Raw genomic sequence first — 20,134 nt, 5'->3', positions numbered from 1 at the left:
CCTCATACAACGCTGTTAGAATGCGCTCTGCCTGTTCGATGCGCCGCTCCCCGATTTTCTGTTTTCGCCAAGTAGCAAAGGTCGGCGGCTCTGAAAACCGCTGTGGCACTAATCAGGGGGCGTTACATAGAACGGGCACAGATATACGGTAGCGCCCCAACCTGAAGGGAAACCTCCAAAATGAGGCTTCACTTCACTGCATCAATCCGACAGGGTTTGCCGAATGGTGCCCGACCAGGAACGCCCTTCCGATGCGGCGCTGGGAAGTCGGCCATACCAACACCTGTCGTTCTCCGCCCTTCGAGCAGGTCGTCGAAGCCGCTGACAACGGTGCGCCCAAGGCTTCCTAAAGCCTCCCCTAATGGAAGCCAGTGATTGCCTGTAAAAATGCATTTCCTAACGATCGAATATCGTGCAATTGTGATCGATAAAGGGCGGGGTAATCAATCGTGCGGTGGAACTGGCAACTAACAAACTGGCCGAATTTTGCCTATGATGCCGCACGCCTGCGGCCTTTAGAAGACCGCTTTCTCAAAGGTGCAGGCGTGGCCGTGGGCGCCATGATGCATCTGCCGGAAAGCGACCGCAACGGCCTTACCATCTCGCTTATCGCGCAAGAAGCAGTCGATAGCTCAGCCATCGAAGGCGAGATCCTCGACCGCGCCAGCGTGCAATCCTCGATCGCGAATCATCTGGGCATTGCCGCCGAACAGCGTCGTGCCAATGCCGCCGAAGCCGGCATCGCTGAAATGATGGCTGACCTTTATCGCGGCTATCGCGCCCCGCTCACCGATGACGCGCTATTTCAGTGGCATGCCATGCTAATGAACGGGCGGCGCGATCTGGTCGACATTGGCCGTTATCGTCGCCACGAAGATGCGATGCAGATCGTTTCGGGTGCGCTGCACGCGCCCAAAGTGCATTTCGAGGCACCGCCATCAGCGATAGTGCCTGACCAAATGCGCGCCTTCGTTCGCTGGTTCAACACCAGCGGCCCCGATGGCGCGCAGCCGGTCAGCGTGTTGGCGCGGGCAGGTATCGCGCATCTCTGGTTTGAATCGATCCACCCGTTCGAGGATGGTAACGGCAGGATCGGTCGCGCTGTTGCCGAGAAGGCGCTAGGGCAATGGCTCGACGCCCCGGCGATTACGGCACTCGCTGAAATGATCCAGCGCGCGCGAAAAGCCTATTACCAGCAGCTCCAGCACGCAAGTCAATCGAACCAGATCGACGAATGGCTGACCTGGTTCGCCGAAATCGCATTGGCAGCCCAGCAGCGCACGATCGAGCGCGTCGAGTTCCTAATAGCCAAATCCCATTTGCTCGAACGCCTGCGCGGCAAGATGAACCCACGCCAAGAAAAGGCGCTCCTGCGCATGTTCGCCGAAGGAGTGGATGGGTTCAAAGGAGGCCTCAGCGCTGCCAACTACCGCACGATCACGGACGCGGCTTCAGCCACCACCACGCGCGACCTGACCGATCTGGTACAGATTGGTGCGCTAAGGAAACATGGCGAACTCAAGCACACCCGCTATTTTCTGGAGCTACCGGCATGACCCCGGTGCAAAGCTTCTTCATAGACATCGATTATGACCCGGAATGCCAGCGTCGGTATGTGGCCGAGACCAAATTTCCGGGCCTGATCTCAAATGGTACTGATCCTTGGCGCTTCGTAAGCCGATTGCTTGATCTACAAATCTGGCCCGAGCCCAAAGGTTTGGATATATCTGGACTGGCGTCAGCCGACCATATCGAACTATTAATCGCCGTAGTTAAAATTTTCGGCAGGATGCGCAGGGGTAGTCGTGAATATTTTTGAACTCGATCGCGCATTAGTTGATCGCTACGCTTCGTTCGCCCGCTCTTTCTCCACTATCAAGGCGCCAGAAATCGATCAGCAGATCCGTGCTGTTTACGATGAAAAGAAGTTCTGGCCCGACCCACTCGTAACGATCAATCCCCGTTACGAACCCGGCAAATCGATTGACGAGTTGGCATCAGAGGGTGTGATTGAGCCTGAGCTCGTCCCGATATTCGCCGCCGGGCCCAACCGCATGCCAATCAGGCTACATCGGCATCAGCAACGTGCGGTTGCAAAAGCCCGCAATTCCGAGAGTTTTGTCGTCACGACTGGCACCGGCTCCGGCAAATCGCTCTGCTTTTTCGTACCCATCGTCGATGCCATAATCCGCGCAAAGAAGGCTGGCGAAGAGCCGCGCACAAGAGCGATCATCATCTACCCGATGAATGCCTTGGCAAATTCGCAACTCGGTGAGATCCGAAAATTCGTTGATGAGGCGGTGGCTTCCGGGTTGTCGGCCCATTTGAAACCCACGGTCGCCCGCTATACCGGTCAGGAGACTGAGGAAGAACGTCAACAGATCTCGCGTGACAAGCCGGACATCTTGCTGACCAACTTTATGATGCTCGAGCTACTCATGACGCGGCAGGCACAGCTTGATCAGGCCGTGATTGCCAACGCCCAAGGTCTCGACTTCCTGGTCCTTGACGAGCTGCACACCTATCGCGGTCGTCAGGGTGCCGACGTTGCCATGCTGGTTCGCCGCGTAAAGCAACGCCTCACCCCGTCAAAGGATCTAATTTGCATCGGCACATCGGCTACGATGTCAAGCTCGGCCGATGAATTGGACAGAGCAAAGGCCGTAGCCGAAGTCGCGACAACGCTCTTTGGACAACCGATCTCTCAATTCGGTGGGGTAATCGACGAAGACCTGGACCGAGCAACGTCCTATGCGATCAAGGCGGAGACCCTCATCGCACCACTGCGCCAAGCGGTGCTTCACCCTCTGCCGACTGCCCTATCAAATGCCGAACTCGAAACCCATCCGCTCGCCTGTTGGATCGAGACGCAGGTCGGGATCGAAGAAGGGGAAAAGCGTCGACGGCGGTCGCCGATGACGATGCTGAAGGCTGCCGAGGGCCTCAGCGCCCAAATCGGACTGCCTGTCCCCGACTGTGAGCGAGCAATTGCCGCCATGCTTGCCATGATGGGTAAGCGGGAAGACGAACGCGGCGGCACATCGGACCGTGCATTTCTGGCATTCAAATTGCACCGTTTCATTTCCGGTGCAGGCAAAGCCTATGCAACGCTTGAGCCTGCAGAGTGGCGACGGGTCAGCCTCGAAGGGCAAAAGTTTTTGCCCGAGGATGAGAACGCACGACTGTACCCTCTCTACTTCTGCCGAGAATGCGGCCAAGAACATCACAGCGTTTCGATTGCGAGCGTCGACGGCGAAAGGCGCGTCATTGCGCGCCCCATCGATGAGCCGACCAAGGATGAAACCGAGCCTGATGGCACTGAAACCGGCTATCTGGTGCCTGTGGTCAACCGTGACTTCAAATTCAGCGGTGCCACCGAAGATTACCCCGATGAATGGCAAGAGCAAACGGCATCTGGCGTGCTCCGGCTCAAATCCAACCATCGAAACAAGCACGAGGGGCGGCTTGTCCATGTCAGACCTGACGGTAGCTTTGGCGACGACGGCGTTCCGGCCTGGTTCTTCTCGGGCCAGTACCGCTTTTGTCCTGAATGTGGGTATCAGCCTGCGCCACAGGCTCGAGAAATCAACAAGCTTGCCGGATTGTCGGCAGAGGGTCGCAGCTCGACGACAACGCTGATCGTTGCGACCATTCTGGCCTGGATGGAGCAAGATGGCTCGCTCGCGCCATACACGCGCAAGCTGCTCGGTTTTACCGACAATCGCCAGGATGCCGCCCTTCAGGCTGGTCATTTCAACGACTTCATCTTCGTCACCTTGCTGCGCGCTGCCATCTTGCGCGCGGTCCGCGCCGCCGGGCCACAAGGGCTGAAGCCTGATCGCTTTGGTGAAGCTGTACGCCTTGCGCTCGGTTTCGATCTCGATGAGCTAAGCCGCCTCACCGAATGGATGCTCGATCCCAAAGCGAAAGGGTATCAAAATCGCCAGGAGGCCCAGGAAACGCTGTCCGACATCCTTGCACACAGGCTTTGGGCCGACCTGCGTCGAGGCTGGAGGTATACCAATCCCAACCTTGAAGAGGTTGGCCTGATCGAGGCGCATTTCCCAGGCCTCGATGACCTGATTCATGACGACGAGGAATTCCGCTCATGCCACCGGTTGGCGCAGGCGTCGCCAGATATCAGGCGGCAGTTGTTTGAGCGACTGTTCGACAACATGCGCCAAGGCCTTGCCGTTGCTACCGATGCGCTCGACCCGGGCAAGGTCCGCCAGTCTGCCGAAGTCTCTCGCAATCGGCTCCGCTTGCCATGGGCAATTGACCGCGAAGAGGAGAAGAGTCTGAGGCAGGCCGGATTCCTGATGATCACGCCTCCTCGCAGCGGTACGATCAAGGCTACAGAGGCTGCGTTGATCCTGCGGGCAGGTCGTCAGAGCAAGCTTGGCAAGGAACTGCGGCACACCCGCATCTGGAATGAGCAGGTTCCGGCCAGAGAATACGATGAGATGATCGAGACGCTGCTTCAAGCGGCTGAGGCTCATCAATTCGTTCGCCGGGTCAATGTCGGATATGAAGCGCCAGCCTGGCGGATGGCCCCGACCGCGATCCGCCTGCGCGAGGCAACTGCCCGGCGTGACGGCAAGCGCCAAAACCCATTCTTCCGCAGCCTGTATGAGCAAGTCGCGGATATGCTGGGGCACAACGGCGATCTGCCCTATAGCTTTGAGGCGCGCGAACACACAGCGCAGGTCGATCAGGACGTCCGTTCGTGGCGCGAAGACCGCTTTCGTTACGAAGGTCCGGACCGCAAGCGCCTTGTCGACAATCATGAAGCAATGCGGCAAGAGGGCGAGCCCGACACCTTCCTGCCTGCGATGTTCTGCTCACCGACAATGGAACTCGGGGTAGATATCAGCGCGCTCAACGCGGTCTACCTTCGCAATGTGCCGCCAACGCCTGCTAACTATGCGCAGCGCGCTGGTCGTGCGGGCCGCAGTGGGCAAGCCGCGCTGGTGGTCATCTATTGCGCGTCGCAATCGCCGCATGATCAATATTACTTCAAGGATCAGCCCGCGCTCGTCGCGGGTGTGGTTCGGCCACCGGCGTTGGATCTTGCCAACCAGGATCTATTGCGCAGCCATCTTCATGCTGAATGGCTGGCCGTTGCCACTGTCCCGCTCAAATCGTCGATCCCGGAAAACCTCGATATGGCCGGCGACGATAAGCCGGTTGCCCCGGAAATCGCGACCGGACTGGCAGCAGTTGCCCAAAGCGGCGCTGCCCGCCCGATCATGCGCCGTTTGATTGGCTCGATGCTGTCGGCTGTCGACCTCAAGAACGCGCCCTGGCTCGCAGATGTCGATGCTTTCGTTGATCAGGTTGATCGGCAAGCGCTGTCCGAATTCAGCCATGCCTTCAACCGCTGGCGTGATCTGCATAGCAGCGCAAGGCGCGAACAGGATTTCGCCCACGCGATCCAGAACAAGGTCGGCCTGAAGACTGGGGAACGCACCGCTGCGGCAACCCGCTACCGCAATGCTTCGCGCGAGCTCGAAATCCTTGAAACCGGGCGCGCCAGCAACGGCTCGGACTTCTACACCTATCGCTATCTCGCCACCGAAGGCTTCCTGCCGGGCTACAACTTCCCCCGCCTGCCGCTCTATGCCTTCATTCCGGCGACACGCAGCGCGGTTCTGCAGCGTCCCCGGTTCCTGGCCATCGCCGAGTTCGGCCCCAACAGCATGATCTACCACGAAGGCCGGGCCTTCCGTGTGACCAAGGCCAAGCTGCCCGCGCGCGATCGGCTCGACAACAATCAGCTGACCACATCGAAGCTGATCCTCTGCCCGCAATGCGGTGCGGCTCATACCGACAAATTGCAGGAACGCTGCCACGCCTGCGATACATCCCTGGGTGGCGCCGAGCGTTTGGATACGGTGCTACGCATCGACAACGTAGAGACCGCGCCGGCAGAGCGCATCACCGCCAACGACGAAGACCGGCAGCGCCGCGGCTTTGAGATCCAGACGGTATTTCAATGGCCTATGCAGGCCGGCGAGCCTGACATCCGCTCCTGCCTGCTCGTTGCCGATGGGCAGGAGCTGCTGCGGCTCGACTATGGCGCGGCCACCAAACTGTCTCGGATCAACAAGGGTTTGCGCCGCCGCAAATCCAAATCGATCTTCGGCTTTTTCATCGATCCCAATACCGGCCGATGGTTGGCCGATCCATCAAATGGCGATGATGATGAAGGCATGGGCGACCCCACCCAGGCCAAGCCACAACGCATCGTACCGATTGTCGAAGACCATAAGAACGCGATGCTCCTGCAATTCCGCGCCCCCTTAAGTGTCGAGGATATGGCGACGCTCCAGCATGCGCTGATCCGGGGCATCCAGCTCGTTTTTGAACTGGAAGAGGGCGAAATCCTGGGCGAACCACTGCCTAACCGTGATTTGCGCAACGCCATTTTGCTATACGAAGCGACCGAGGGTGGCGCAGGCGTTCTCAACCGCCTGATTGCCGACCCTGCCAAGGTCGCCGAAGTGGCCGCCGAAGCCCTCAAGCTGATGCATTATCAGCCCCCGTTCGACGACGAAGAGCTACATTCTACTGAAGATGCTTGCGTGGCAGGCTGCTATCGCTGCATCCTCTCGTACTTCAACCAGCCCGACCACGAGATGATCGACCGTCGCCATCCTGGTATGCTCGGCTTCTTGCGCGCGCTTACCCATGCCACTGTCGGTGACATCGCTGCCGACAGTGGCGGCGATCCTTGGCTGCACGCCGTTCTGCGCTGGGGATTCCCAAAGCCCACCACGCTGCGGCTGTCACAGGGCGAATTCTCGCTCTATTGGTCTGCCAAGGACGTCCTCGCCGTTCCCGGCGGCGCTTCAGACGAGATCAAGGCCGAAGCGGCATCGCTTGGAATTCTCGATGTGATCGATCTGCTCGCTTCGCCGGGCGATGAAGCTCCGGCCGCTTTGCGCACCGCCCTTGGAGTATCATAATGAACGCGGTTGTTTTTGCCCCCGGCGATATGGTGCGTGCGCGCGGGCGCGAATGGATTGTCCTGCCCTCGCCGGGTGAGGGAATGCTCAATGTGCGCCCCCTTTCGGGCAGCGACGACGATGCCCAGATCATCATTCCCGAGCTCGAATCGTCGCCCGTAGAGCCAGCCAGCTTCGCGGCCCCTACCGCAGACCGGCTCGATACGCAGGATGGTGCGCAATTGCTGGCAGACGCGCTGCGTTTGTCACTCCGGCGCGGCGCAGGCCCATTTCGCAGTGCCGCCCATCTGGGTGTCGAACCGCGTGCCTATCAGCTCGTCCCGTTGATGATGGCGCTCAAGCTGCATGTGGCGCGCCTGCTGATCGCGGACGACGTCGGTATCGGCAAGACCATCGAATCCGGCATGATCCTGCGCGAATGGCTCGATCGCGGGCTGGTCGATCGTTTTGCCGTGCTTTGCCCGCCGCATCTCGTCGATCAATGGGTCACCGAGCTGGCCGAAAAATTCGATATCGATGCCGTCGCAGTGACCGCGGCCAAGGCCAGAGGCCTGGAACGCGGCCTTCCCACGTCGCAAAGCCTGTTCGATGCCTATCCGTTTACGGTCGTGAGCCTCGATTACATAAAGGCCGACAGCCGTCGCGACGAATTCGCACGAGCCTGCCCGCCATTTGTCATCGTCGATGAAGCCCATAGCTGTGTCGGCAACGAACGCGGCAAGCACCAGCGCTATGACTTGCTCGAGAGGATCGCCACCGATCCTGAACGCCATCTGCTGCTGCTGACGGCCACGCCGCACAGTGGCGACGTGGTCGCCTATGACCGCTTGCTTGGCTTGGTGCATAAAGAACTGGCGGGTGGCCCGAATGGAGGCGATGCCAATGCCCGGGAGCGTTATGCGCGCCGCCTGGCGCAGCATCTCATTCAGCGCCGCCGACCAGATATTCAGGATGGCTGGGACGAGCGGCGCGCCTTTGCTAAACATGAAACCAAGGAATCGCCATTCACGCTCAACGGTGATTTTGCATCATTTCAGGAAGAAGTGCTTGATTACTGCTTCACCGTCACCGAGCGAGCAGGCACGGATCAACGGTATCGCCGCCTGGCATTCTGGGGCACGTTGGCCCTGATGCGCTGTGTCGGGTCGTCTCCCGCTGCGGCTGTCAGCGCCCTGAGCAATCGACTGAGCGGCATGGCCGAAGAAGGCGCCATCGAGCCGGTCGTTTTCGATGCCGAAGATGGCATGCTCATCGAAAGCGATATCGAACCCGCCACCGCTATTGAAGACAGCGAAGAAACCGCCGCATTGCGCGCGCTGATCGAACGGGCACAATCGCTCGCATCGCGCACCGCACAGGACCCTAAGTTGAAACAACTACTGGCCGAATTGCGCCCTTTGATGCAGGCCGGCGCCAAGCCGGTCATCTTCTGCCGCTTCATCGCCACGGCCGAGGCTTTGGGTGAAGTGCTGCGCGTAGAATTCCCCAAGGCGGCCCTGGCAGTGGTCACCGGCGCCCTTGCCCCCGATGAGCGCCGCAATCGGGTCGAAGCGCTCGACGTTTCCAACAATCGCATACTCGTAGCCACCGACTGCCTGTCTGAGGGCATCAACCTGCAAAGCTTGTTCGACACGGTCATTCATTACGATCTGAGCTGGAATCCAACCCGACATCAGCAACGTGAAGGTCGTGTCGATCGCTTTGGACAACAGGCGCCAATCGTTCGCTCCTTGATGATGTATGGCGAAAACAGCGCCATCGATGGTGCGGTGCTCGATGTAATCCTGCGCAAGGCCGACGAAATCCGCAAAGCAACAGGCGTGGCAGTGCCAATGCCCGAAGATCAGGAAAGCGTGACGTCCGCCTTGATGCAGGCCGTGATGCTGCGCCGGGGCGGTAATGCCAAAAGCCAGCTCACATTCGATTTCGGCCCCGCTGCCCAGCGCTTTGAACGGCAATGGCGCGACACCGCCGAAAACGCAAAGGCAAGCCGGTCGCGCTATGCCCAAGGCGCACTGAAGCCGGACGAAGTCCTGCCCGAATGGAACAAGATGCGCGCACTGAATGGAGGCCCCACCGAAGTCGCCCGGTTTACCGAGCGCGCCCTTCAGCGCCTCGGCGCGCCCCTGGAAAAGCTGGCCGATCATGCGCGTTTGCATATCGATTTCCTGCCCGATGCGATGCGCGACAGGTTGGGGCAGCGCGGTCTCAAAGGCACGCGCCGGATCAGCTTTCTCGATGATCCAAACCCCGGTGTCACCCATGTCGGCCGGGTTCATCCCGCAGTCGCGATTATGGCCGAAACGCTGGCCGAAGGCGCGCTCGACCCGCAAGCCGCCGAAGGCAAGGCCCTTGGCCGTGCGGGTGTCTGGCGCACCCGCGCCGTTGCCCAGATGACGACGCTACTTTTGCTGCGGCTGCGCTACCAGCTTGTGACCAGCGGACGCACCAACCGCCTGCTGCTGGCTGAAGAAGCCACCGCCGTTGCCTTTGCCGGACTGGGTACGGAGCCCATAGCCTTCGCCGATCAAGCGCTGGCCTTGCTGGAACAAGCCGCATCCAGCGACATCGATACCGACGCAAGGCTGCGCCAGATCGACAATGCTCACAGCCGATTGCCCAGTTACACCAGTGCGATCGAAGCCTTTGCGCAAACCCGCGCCGAGACTCTGTCATACGATCATATCCGCCTGACCGAGGCGGCGGGCGGTGGTGCGACGGTAAAGGTCAGCCCGGTCCTTCCGGCCGACATTATCGGCCTCTATGTCTTGCTTCCGGAGTTGAACTGATGTCTCGCGCCGCCAAACGCAGCGCCGATCTGGGCCTTGCCGCCATCACTATCGAAGGGGGCCTGATTTCCCCCGATCAGGTGCAGGCCATCGCCTCCGCTGCGCCCGACGCCAAAATGGCTGCCGACTATGGCTGCCCCAAGGGCACCAATCTGCGCGATGAAATCACGCGCTATTTCCGCATTGCTCAGGCGCATTGGCAGACGTTCAATCGCCTTGCCGATCCCACCACGACGCAGACCGCAACCTTCGCCAAAGGCTTGCTGGAGCAGGCTTTTGGCTTTGCCCTGACCGGCCCGCACGTTCACCATCGCGAGGATCGCCGCTTCACCATCGCCTGGGAAGCCAAGGACGGTCGTGTGCCCATCGTGGTCGCGCCTCCCGCGCCGCTAGTCAAAGGTGTGCCGGGTGATGGCTTCGCCCGCGCGCTGCCGGAATTTGGCGATGACGAAAGCGGGCGCATCCATCGCCGGTCACCCACTGTGCTTCTGCAAGATTGGCTCAATGCCAACGATGCTGCCCTGTGGGGCCTGGTATTCGCGGGCGACCGCTTGCGCCTGATGCGCGACAACGCCAGCCTGACCCGCCCGGCATGGATCGAGGTCGACCTTGCAAACATCTTTCGCGACGACATGTTCGCCGATTTCACGGCGCTGTGGCTGCTGATCCACGCGTCACGCTTTGGCGCGGAAGGGGCAGCACAAAGCGACAGCTCGCTAGAACGCTGGCGCGAGGCCGGTATGCGCGCTGGCACGGCCGCACGTGATCGCCTGCGTGTCAACGTGGAGGACGCCTTGCTGGTGTTGGGCCAAGGCCTTCTCGACGCCAACCCGGCCGTCCGCGCCAGGCTCGACAGCAACGATCTGCCCTTACCACACCTGTTCGAGCAGATGCTGCGCGTCATCTATCGGATGATTTTCCTCGCGGTGGCAGAAGACCGCGACTTGCTGCATCCGTCCGCCACGCCAAAGGCAACGCGCGACCTTTATGCGGCCAACTACGGCTTTGCCCATTTGCGCGATCGGTCGGTCAAACGCCATGCCCACGATCACCATCATGACGCGTGGGAAGGAGCCAAGGTTGTGTTCCGTGCTCTGGTCCAGGGCGAACCGCGGCTCGGCTTGCCTGCATTGGGCGGGCTTTTCGATCAAGGCCTAACGCCCGATCTCGATACCGTGCAAATCCCCAACCGCGCTTTCCTGACCGCAGCCTACAAGCTGGCTTGGCTGATCGACGACAGCCGTCGCGTACGCATCAACTGGCGCGACATGGCGACCGAGGAACTGGGCAGCGTCTACGAAGGCCTGCTCGAACTCGTGCCGATGCGCGAGGATGAGGGCCACACCTTCAGCTTCGCCGGTGGCGCTGAGGCCCGCGGCAACGCACGCAAGACGTCTGGCAGCTATTACACGCCCGATAGTCTGGTGCAGTGCCTGCTCGACAGCGCACTCGATCCTGTGCTCGACCGCGCTGAGGCCGAGGGCGGCGTTGATGCCATCCTTGATCTTAACATCATCGATCCCGCCTGTGGATCGGGCCACTTCCTGCTGGGCGCAGCGCGTCGGGTAGCAAACCGCGTGGCCCAGCTGCGCAATCCCGATGCGCCGGATTACAACGCCGCCATGCGCGATGCGGTGCGCAACTGCATCCACGGCGTCGACCGCAACCCTATGGCGGTGGAACTCGCCAAGGTGGCGCTCTGGATCGAGACGGTGGAGCCGGGCAAGCCGCTGGGCTTCCTCGATGCCAATCTGCAGTGCGGCGATAGCCTGCTTGGCGTGTTCGACCTTGCAGCGCTGGAAGAGGGCATTCCAGACGACGCCTACAACCCGCTGACCGGCGATGACAAAGAGACCGCCAAGCATTTTACTAAGCGCAACAAGGCGGAAAAAGTCGGACAAGGCATGTTCGATTTCGGCCTTGGGGGCGGGGGGCTCCCGCCGGCCAGATTGGCTGCACAGATGGACGATTTGCGCCACCTGCCGGAAGATACCGTTGCCCAGATCAAGGCCAAGCGGGAGAAGTTTCTGGCTTGGGCTAACGATCCGCAGCGCTATGCCACCAAGGTGGCTTGCGACCTCTACGTTGCAGCCTTCCTGCTGCCCAAGACTGGCGGTGTTCCCATCAGCAGTGGCAACGCAATGATCCCCACCACTGGCCATCTGCGCACGCGCATGGGCGGTGGCAATATCTATTGTCCGCTTGAGGGAGCGGCGGTCAATGCGGCGGAATTTGCCCGCGCTTTTCATTGGCCTTTGGCTTTCCCCGAGGTGATCATTGCCCGAGGTGGGTTTGACGTTGTGCTGGGCAATCCACCGTGGGAAGTCGTTCAGCTTAGTGAAGGAGAGTATTTTTCATCTCGCATTCCAGAAATTGCGATTATGAAGGGCATAAAGCGTAAGCGTGCTATAGCCTCTCTTGAATCAGAACAGCCAGATGTTTTTGCTAAATTCGTAACCGATAAAAGAGTATTTGACGCTGTTAATGAATTTTCTCGCGCTTCTGGGAGGTTTAATTTCACGGCCAGAGGAAAGATAAATACGTACTCTCTTTTTGCCGAGCATTTCCTCAATCTGACCCGACGCAGTGGGCAAGCTGGGCTGATTGTGCCCACTGGTATCGCCACTGATGCTACCACTGCGCCATTCTTCAGTCATTTGGTCAGCTCTCAGCGCCTTAAGGCGCTATTTTCATTTGAGAATGAGGAAATGATTTTCCCTGGCGTTCACCATGCAACGAAGTTTTGTCTTTTGGCTTATCGAGAAGCTTCGCCAACGCCGTCAGAATTTGTGTTCTTCGCTCGACAAGTAGATCATCTTGAACATACAGAACGGCGCTTCACGCTGTCTCCTGATCAAATAGAGCGAATTAACCCTAACACCAAAACTGCTCCTATATTTCGTACTCTGCATGATGCGCAGTTGACTGCAAAAATATACGATCGTGTGCCTGTCCTTTTTGAAGAAGAAACAAGATTATCTTCGATCAAGGCTCAGCTGGTTCAGAACTTCTTTTCTGGATCAAATTCAAAAGATCAAATAATTTTCGAGGCAGGTTCTATTGCGAGAGAGGAAGATCGTGTGCCTGTTTATAGGGGCTCAATGGTATGGCACTTCAACCACCGAGCTGCAACTTTTGACCAATCCCTGCAGGAGTTTAGAGAGCTGACGGAACAGGAACTGGAGGATCCAAGTTTCCAAATATCGTCGGACAAGTACGTGAAAAGATCGGATTTGAAGGCGCGTTATGCGTTAAGAAATTGGGGTCGTGGATGGTTCGCAGGATGGCGTGATATTACAAGCTCAACTAACGAAAGAACTGTGGTTTCATGTATTGCTCCTGCGGCTGCTGCAGACGATACATTTAGCCTGATTCTTGTTGAAAATGGTGCGAAAGAGGCAATTTTACTTTGCTCTGCGCTAAATTCACTCGTGGTAGATTTCTGCGCACAGCAAAAAGTTGGTGGCTCCCATATTAGGAAATATACACTTCAACAATTTCCTGTCCTCCCCCCATCGGCGTACTCCATGGAGGACCTCGCCTTCATCGTCCCGCGCGTGCTGGAACTGACCTATACCAGCCACTCTATGGCTTCCTTCGCCCGCGATTTGGGGTATGACGCCCCACCTTTCGCGTGGGACGACGACCGGCGCGGCCAGTTGCGCGCCGAACTCGATGCTTGGTACGCGCTCGCCTATGGCCTGACGCGCGACGAACTGCGCTATGTGCTCGCCCCCAAGGACGTTATGGGGCCTAACTACCCCAGCGAAACCTTCCGCGTCCTGCAAAATAACGAGATCAGGAAATACGGCGAATACCGCACCCAACGCCTCGTCCTCGCCGCTTATGACAAGCTGGCCTCTGCTGCCCCGGATGTCAGCTCCGTGGCCGACAGGGCATGGGATCACCGTGTCGACGCGGCAATTGATGTCCGGCATATCTTCGCGGCCATCATGAAGAAGACAGTCGGCCCGGTAGCGCCGCTCGATGTGTGGCTGGCCGCCTTGTTCGCAGCCAAGCCGCATCTGTTGATGCACCATTTGACACTAGAGATGCAGGCTCAGTGGCGGCGGCTTGTTGGCGATCAGGTTAACCTGCAAGCCACTCCAAACGTCGCGGCCTTCAGTGCGGCCACGCCGCAGGCTTTCCATGATGCCGTTGCTCAACTGCGCGCTGAGCGGTCGATCCACTATAACGTGCAAAGCCGCATGTGGGATCGTGGTGCTGAAATATACCATTATGCCCCACTAGCCTGGGCCGATGGGCGCGCTGCCTTCGTGCTTCATGCGATACGCAGTATCGTAATCCAAAACGCAGTAGCGGCGTTGCCGCAGGAAGAAAGGGAATGGATTGCCGCAGCAGCCTGATCTCCTCGCCATCTCGATCGACGATGTCCAACCCGCAGTTGGGCAAGCAGGCCCGCGGCTTTGGGTGCGGCGCCTGGTCATTTGGCGCGGCGTGGGAGACCCAATCCGGGAGGTGACGCTTAGACCGGGGCTGAACATCATCTGGTCGCCAGACTCAGGTAATGAGAACGAGGCGATGGGGCATGGCGGAGGAAAGACCACCTTTTGCCGCCTGTTGCGCTACTGCCTCGGCGAAAACAGCTTTGGCTCGCACGCTTTGCGGGAAGCGGTGGTCAACAAAATACCCGACGGGTATGTCGGGGCCGAGGTCGTTCTGGATGGAGAGGCATGGGTCGTACTCCGACCAATTGGTATCGACAACCGGCACTATTGCGCGAAGGGCGAGGAGCTCGAGGCAGCATTTGGCGGTGAAATGCCCCATACCGGGCTTGGCGCACTGCGCGATGCCATCACCCAGGCGTTCATGCCAGAGGCTGCGAGCCGCATGCCCTTGGCGAACCCTGTCGAAGAGGCCTGGGAAGTCGCGCTGGCGTGGCTGACACGTGACCAAGAGTGCCGTCTGCTTTCGGCACTCGAATGGCGATCGGCACAAACCGAGTCCCACTCTGCTTCACGTCAGCGGCAATTGTCGCAGGCGGATCGGCTTGTGATTGTCAGGTTGCTCGTCAACGCCTTGTCGGCGGGTGAAATGGAGGCCTCACGCTTAACCGAAGAGTGCTCCGTCAAAATTGAACAGACAAGGCGGCAGCGCCGACGTTTGCAGCATCTCGTCGAGGATATGCAGGCGGACCTATCCCAGAAATTTGGCGCATCGGACGCGCAGGCCGATTTTTGGAAAGCCCAAGCGAGCGAGGCCGTTGCGCAAGCAGAGGCCGCAGCAGATCCACAACTCTATGAGAGGCTCACCAAAGCTCGGGAAGACAAGGATGGAGCTGAAAGGGCGCTGACCCAGCTCGGGAACCAGTTAGCTGGCTTAAACGCAGATCTCGCTACCAAGACGGAACTGCGGAAGACCATCGATAACAATTCTGCGAAAGCCCACACCCACGTCTGCGATGCTCAAAACCCAGTCTGCAAGACGTGCGGCACGCGGATGGACCAGAAAGCCTTGGATTTTGTCCGGGAGCGGGAACAGGAAAGAGATGACCTGATCGGCAAAATCGCTGAGATCGCAGGCGACATAGGGGCTTTGGAAGCAAATATCTCAGCGGTGAAGTACCAGATTGCTGCCGCCCAACAGGCGGCTAAGCCGCTTGCCGAGGCTGTCATAGCGCTGGAGAGGGCGCTGGTCGACCAATCGAGGCGCCTGTCTGCGGCCAAGGGCGACATCACCATGAGCACGCGCTACGCTACCCACTTGGGCGAGCTGAAAACCAGCACTAATGCCATTGAACAATTGCTCCAGCTCCAGAGCACACACCTAAATGCAGCGTCAGAACATCGCGCGGCAGCGCTGCAGAACGTAGACCGCCTTTCGCTCCTGTTCGACGGGGTCCTAAAATTCCTGATCCCGGAAACGGCGAACGGTAAAATCGACCTTGAGCAGAACGAGTTGAATCTCCGCTTTCAAATGGGGGGAGATCGCTCAACAGCGGCTGTGGACTCTCTGAAGATCGTCGCGTTCGATCTTGCCGCGCTGCTTCTCACAATCGAGGGGCGCACCCAGCTTCCGGCCTTCCTCATCCATGATAGCCCGCGCGAAGCGGACTTGGGCCTGTCGATCTACAACAGGCTGTTCACGATGAGCCAGAAACTGGAAGGGATCGGCGGAACTCCCCTCTTCCAATACATCGTCACCACCACGACAGCACCACCGGAGGCATTCCAGAAGGAACCCTGGCAACGCTTGGAGCTTCACGGCGCGCCTGCTGACAAGCGCGTGTTCGGGATGGATTTCTGATCCTTTAACCTCGTCTCGTACTTAAGATACTTGGAAGCCGTCACGGAGGGGGCTGGGCAGTGCAAATCGCTACCATTCTGAATTACATCGACAACGGCCACATGGCACTGCCTGAATTCCAGCGCGGCTATGTCTGGGGCGGTGATCAAGTGCGCGGCCTGTTCGGGTCGCTCTATCGGCGGCATCCGGTCGGCGGCTTGCTCGTCTGGGCCACCCAGTCCGAGGGGGCACAGCACCGCGGCGATCACGAGCTTGCACCGGGCGTGGTCAAGCTGCTGCTCGATGGCCAGCAGCGGATAACATCGCTCTATGGTGTAATCCGGGGGCACCCGCCGCAGTTTTTCGACGGCAATGAAAAGGCCTTTGCCGGCCTGCATTTTCATATGGGTCGCGAAGAATTTCAATTTTACCAGCCCATCATGATGCGCGACGATCCCCTTTGGATTGATGTCACCGCGCTGTTGAAGGCGGGTAACGATGGTTTGGGTTCCATAATCACCTCTCTCTCCACCAGCCCTGAACACGCGCCGCAACTAAGCGACTATGTCAGCCGCCTCAGCAAACTGCTCGGCATTCGCGACATCGATCTGCATATCGAGGAAATCACGGGCGGCGACATGACGCTCGACGTCGTGGTCGACATCTTCAACAAAGTGAACAGTGGCGGCACCAAACTTTCAAAAGGCGATCTGGCGCTGGCAAAAATCTGCGCCGACTGGCCGCAGGCTCGGACCGAGATGAAAGTCCAACTGGGTAAATGGCGCCAGGCGGGGTACGATTTTTCGCTCGACTGGCTGCTCCGTTCGGTGAACACCGTGTTGACCGGCGAGGCGAAATTCCTGCACTTGCACGGCAAGACTGCGCCCGAGGTGCAGGATGCCTTGAAACGCGCCAGTCGCCATATAGATACCGCGCTGAACCTGATTTCGGGTCGACTTGGACTGGATCATGATCGGGTGCTGTTCGGCCGCGGCGCGGTTTCGGTAATGGCGCGCTATCTCGATCAGCGAACCGGACCGATGGACCAGAAAGAGCGCGACAAGCTGCTGTTCTGGTATGTGCAGGCCGGCATGTGGGGGCGCTTTTCAGGTTCGACCGAAAGCTTCATCGATGCCGATCTTGAAGCACTGGATGCCGGTGGGCTCGATCGCATGCTGGACATTCTTCGCCTTTGGCATGGCGGCTTGCGGGTTGAGCCGGGGCACTTCACCGGGTGGAACCTGGGCGCGCGATTCTACCCTGTACTCTATCTGCTGACGCGCATGGCGGAGGCAAAGGATTGGGGGAACGGTCTTCCCCTCAAGGCCGGGATGCTGGGCAAACTCAGTCAGCTGGAAGTCCACCACATTTTCCCCAAGGCTCGCCTCTACGAGGCTGGCTATGGCCGCGCTGAGGTCAACGCGATCGCAAACTTCTGCTTCCTGACCAAACGCGCCAATCTCGACATTCTGGATGATCGACCTGAAGCCTATTTTCCCGCCATCGAGGAAAGGCACCCCGGTGCCCTTTCTTCGCAATGGGTTCCGATGGATCCGCAACTGTGGCGGATTGAAAATTATGCCGATTTCCTGGCCGCTCGCCGCGAACTGCTGGCCAAGGCGACAAACGACCTGTTGGCTGACCTGCTCCATGGGGAGACCGAACGGTGGCTCGCCACCGCAGCGCCCGTTCACACGTCGGCGGCCATTGTTAGCGGGCCAGCAGACGCCAATGAAGAGGCGGCCCTGTCGGCGCTGCAACAATGGGTTGCCGATCAGGGGTTGCCGTCAGGGGTCATGGCTTATGAGATTGTGACGGTGGAATCTGGCGAGCAAGCCGCCGTTCTAGACGTGGCTTGGCCTAATGGCCTGCGGCAGGAACTGACAGAGGCGGTAGCCCTTGTCGTAGGCGCTGATCCGGCGGTGATTACATTGGCAAATGCAAACGGCTTCCGCTGCTTTGCTGATGCAGACGCGTTCAAAGCATACGTCACCAAGGAAATCGTAGGTGAGCCGGTGGCGGCATGATCGACACCGGCGACCGCCTACGCATCTACCCATTCGCCTTGGGGTCCGAGCTCGAAGATGCCGCAAAGGGGCAAGGCTATCGCATTCCGATGGGCCAGGCCGCCGGGTGGCTATTCTTCACCTCGTCCAGCGCTCCGGGCGAAATTGCCGTCGCAGCAACAGCGCGGGGCATGGAAGGGCCATTCTTCCTGTCAGTGGCCCATCCTGGTGCTGCGCGGGAACTCTCCGCGCCGGCTGCCACTCCGTGCGCCAAAGGGCACGCCGCCGCCTTCGCATTTCCCACGCGGGACGCACTGTTTGCTGCCGTCAGTGCAGTCTACCGCCTGTCCATCAGCCTACCGACGCTACCATTTGAAGAATTTTTGCGAGAAACCGCGCATCTGGGTGACACAGAAGCTGACCGGGTACAAAAAGTCCGCGTCGGGCAAGATCGCTTCCGCTCAGCCGTACTCAACTACTGGAACAGCGCATGCCCCCTGACCGGAATCACCGTCCCGGAATTGCTGCGCGCTTCGCATATTATCCCGTGGTCCAGATGCGAAAACGATCAAGAACGGCTGAACGTCCACAATGGCTTGCTGTTGTCATCCCTGTGGGACGCGGCATTCGATGCGGGCCTGATCACATTTGACGACAATGGCGTCGCTGTAGGATCGCCCCGATTAACCCGTGCAGAGATTTTGGCACTCAACTTGGATAATGCCGCGCCGCTGACATTGACCGACGACCACCGCAACCGTTTGGTGTGGCATCGAGAAGTCGTGTGGTGCGCAGATTAGGAGCCGCTAGCCCTCGCACGTTCACGTCCAAGTCGGCGAGCTCGGATGCGTCAGTCAGCTTCACGCGGTTTCCCATGAAGTCTATCCTGGTGCATCCCCGCCGGCCTGACCATGGCGAACGCAGCGGCGAAAACAGCATGGGCAGCCAGCGCCACATGACAATCTGATCGACGCGGGGTAGGGCACTCAGACATGCGTGCGCTGCTTAAGGAAGGTCATTCTGGCGAGTTATGGATGAAATTGAGGTAGAAGGCGTTTGAACCGCCCCGAGATTGCCGGAGGCCCTAACTCCTGAGAGAATAGGGTCCACGATGAGCAAGACGACGAACAAGTTTGCCCCTGAGGTTCGGCAGCGAGCGATCCGCATGGTTTTGGATCATGAGGGCGATTATCCCTCTCGCTGGGCGGCGATCACATCGGTGGCCGGGAAGATCGGGTGTTCCGGACACACGCTGCTGGAATGGGTTAAGAAATCCGAGGTGGACAGCGGCAAGCGCGGTGGCGTGCCGACGGAGACCGCCGAGAAGCTCAAGGCATTGGAGCGTGAAGTCCGCGAACTGCGGCAAGCCAATGAGATCCTGCGCAAGGCGTCGGCATATTTTGCCCAGGCGGAGCTCGACCTGTTGCGCGGCGATCTGGACGAGAAACGTGTTGCCTCATTAAGCGATGTTCCCGAGCGGCATAGCCATTGCCTCACGTAAATGCTCCCTACAGGAGATCACCCTCACGGACTATTCCTTGCGCGACTGGGGGCCGCGCAGCGGAGCCGGAGGCGACGCGGAGCGGTACCCAGTCGCGCGGCAACGAAGAGACGGTCTCTGCCCCCAAGCGCCTGCCAGCGGGGGCAGCTGACGGGTTGAATACCAAGGCACGCGCCTGTTCTGATCGCCACACCTTCAACCGGCGCTGCACGGTCCGCAGCAGACCATCCGGATAATCGCCAGGCTGCTCAGCCTGTAGCTTCTCGAGCAACTCCCGACCGGTGCGCCATGGCTCCTCCTCGAACCACGCCTTCAACTGTTCAGTCACCGTCGCAAGCGGATCAGGACGGCGGCGCCAACGCTTCTGCGGGGCCTTTGCGGTTGCTGTCGGCCTTGCCTCGCCTTCGTGCCACAAGGTCCGCAGGCTCGTCATGAACGCATCCAGCGTTGGCGGCGAGGGTTCCGACGGATTCATTACGACTGCCCCGTCGGCCAGTCCCACCAACTTTTCTTGCGCCGTTCGGATGTCCCGCAACAGCCGGACCGGATCGAGATCGGCGAACGCCTCGCGGAGGTTTCGGCGCGTCTCCTCGGAGGTCCGTGGGTCGGCCAGCAACCGCTGGA

The 20,134-nt window shown here is 59.4% G+C and carries 9 protein-coding genes and 1 pseudogene; 9 read left to right on the top strand and 1 reads right to left on the bottom strand.

Annotated features, from left to right (window positions below):
* Positions 1 to 449: 449 nt before the first annotated feature.
* The 9 genes and pseudogenes from BES08_RS06035 to BES08_RS06000 form a co-directional block, all read left to right on the top strand.
* Positions 450 to 1,556, top strand: coding sequence for a Fic family protein (locus tag BES08_RS06035; protein WP_069707820.1), 1,107 nt, complete (start codon positions 450 to 452; stop codon positions 1,554 to 1,556).
* Positions 1,553 to 1,819, top strand: coding sequence for a hypothetical protein (locus BES08_RS32700; protein ID WP_156799781.1), 267 nt, complete (start codon positions 1,553 to 1,555; stop codon positions 1,817 to 1,819). The genes BES08_RS06035 and BES08_RS32700 overlap by 4 nt, the downstream gene beginning before the upstream one ends.
* Complete coding sequence (locus BES08_RS06030; protein WP_069707819.1) at positions 1,806 to 6,968, top strand: DEAD/DEAH box helicase family protein; 5,163 nt, start codon at positions 1,806 to 1,808, stop codon at positions 6,966 to 6,968. The genes BES08_RS32700 and BES08_RS06030 overlap by 14 nt, the downstream gene beginning before the upstream one ends.
* On the top strand, positions 6,968 to 9,757 hold the full coding sequence (locus BES08_RS06025) for a DEAD/DEAH box helicase (protein ID WP_069707818.1): 2,790 nt from the start codon (positions 6,968 to 6,970) through the stop codon (positions 9,755 to 9,757). Before BES08_RS06030 ends, BES08_RS06025 begins: the two co-directional genes overlap by 1 nt.
* Complete coding sequence (locus BES08_RS06020) at positions 9,757 to 14,124, top strand: Eco57I restriction-modification methylase domain-containing protein (protein ID WP_069707817.1); 4,368 nt, start codon at positions 9,757 to 9,759, stop codon at positions 14,122 to 14,124. The genes BES08_RS06025 and BES08_RS06020 overlap by 1 nt, the downstream gene beginning before the upstream one ends.
* The gene (locus BES08_RS06015; protein ID WP_069707816.1) at positions 14,108 to 16,024 is read left to right on the top strand and encodes a hypothetical protein; all 1,917 of its coding nucleotides are present in this window, start codon (positions 14,108 to 14,110) and stop codon (positions 16,022 to 16,024) included. Before BES08_RS06020 ends, BES08_RS06015 begins: the two co-directional genes overlap by 17 nt.
* Before the next feature lie 59 nt (positions 16,025 to 16,083).
* Positions 16,084 to 18,030, top strand: a complete 1,947-nt coding sequence (locus BES08_RS06010; protein ID WP_069707815.1) for a DUF262 domain-containing protein — start codon at positions 16,084 to 16,086, stop codon at positions 18,028 to 18,030.
* Entirely contained in the window at positions 18,027 to 18,809 is a 783-nt protein-coding gene (locus BES08_RS06005) for an HNH endonuclease (RefSeq protein ID WP_069707814.1), read from the top strand. The genes BES08_RS06010 and BES08_RS06005 overlap by 4 nt, the downstream gene beginning before the upstream one ends.
* Before the next feature lie 311 nt (positions 18,810 to 19,120).
* Positions 19,121 to 19,431 (top strand): annotated as a pseudogene (locus BES08_RS06000) (transposase); the annotation flags it as partial.
* 86 nt (positions 19,432 to 19,517) lie between these two features.
* Here the strand turns inward: BES08_RS06000 and BES08_RS05995 are convergent.
* On the bottom strand, positions 19,518 to 20,126 hold the full coding sequence (locus BES08_RS05995; protein ID WP_231958178.1) for a hypothetical protein: 609 nt from the start codon (positions 20,124 to 20,126) through the stop codon (positions 19,518 to 19,520).
* Positions 20,127 to 20,134: the final 8 nt, after the last annotated feature.

It is taken from the genome of Novosphingobium resinovorum, assembly GCF_001742225.1.
Taxonomy (GTDB): Bacteria; Pseudomonadota; Alphaproteobacteria; order Sphingomonadales; family Sphingomonadaceae; genus Novosphingobium; species Novosphingobium resinovorum_A.
The sequence above is the reverse complement of the archived record's forward strand: the minus strand, read 5'-3'. Positions and strand labels throughout refer to the sequence as shown.